We start from the raw sequence: 860 nt of genomic DNA, 5'->3' as shown, positions 1-860 counted from the left end.
GCGGCATCCTCTTTGGCCCGCGTCAGGATGATGCGCGCCGATGTCCGGGCTCTCTCCGCTCGCATCTGCGCCTTGGGCTTGCCGTCCCGTAGGGCCCGCGTTGCCATGTGCCGAAACCAATGGGCGTCGGCGATCGCGACTCCGCAGCGTTCTGCCAACGTCCTGTATTCGGCGGGATCGTGCCTCTTGGGTACCATCGCGGTGCTCTCCCGGATGAGACGATTGCCAAGAGGAGCAACAGCCATACCATGGGTTATCGGCGTAACGATCGCCCGGTAAAGCGATGATGGAGGCGGAAGGGGTGATCACGGGCCCGCAGCTTCTCGCAGCACGGTTCTCCATCCGCTTGGCACCTGCGGATCTAGCTAGGCGAGCCAAGGTGCCTCTGAGTGTCGTGGCGCGAGCCGAGGGCAGCCCTGGCGAACCGGCGATCACCATCGCGCAGCTCAATGCCCTGACGCAGGCGCTGCGGGCTGCCGGCGCCAGCTTCCCGCCCACCGATCCAGATACGGGCCTCCCATAAAAGGGCCCGATTTTCATAAGGAAATAGGTGCATCCCCGGGAGTAGCGCCTCTATTTCCGCGTCCCCGAAAGGCCCCTTTTTTGGGGCGGTGCGGCGCGGTCTGGACACGAGGGTGGGACTTACACTCGGCTCAAATACGGGTGCTTGCCCTACGGTATGGCTTGCGCTGCGCAGAGAGCTTGATAAAAATCACGCCTTAGAGTCCGTCCGAGAAGTCAGGCTGAGCGGGCGAGCCGCCTGACGAGGATCATGACGGCTGCGGCGTAGAGGAAGGCTCTGGCCGAGGCGATAGTCGCCTCTGGGTCCTTCCAGAGGCGGCGATTGCGGCTGATCCAGG

1 pseudogene is annotated in these 860 nt (G+C 63.8%); it reads right to left on the bottom strand.

What is annotated here, in order from left to right:
* Nucleotides 1–738: 738 nt before the first annotated feature.
* Nucleotides 739–860: pseudogene (locus MKK82_RS01240) on the bottom strand (IS5/IS1182 family transposase); the annotation flags it as partial.

Origin of the sequence: Methylobacterium sp. E-046, assembly GCF_022829625.1 — a bacterium.
GTDB classification, from domain to species: Bacteria; Pseudomonadota; Alphaproteobacteria; order Rhizobiales; family Beijerinckiaceae; genus Methylobacterium; species Methylobacterium longum.
Note: the sequence above shows the minus strand (reverse complement) of the source record. Positions and strands in the feature narration are given on the sequence as shown.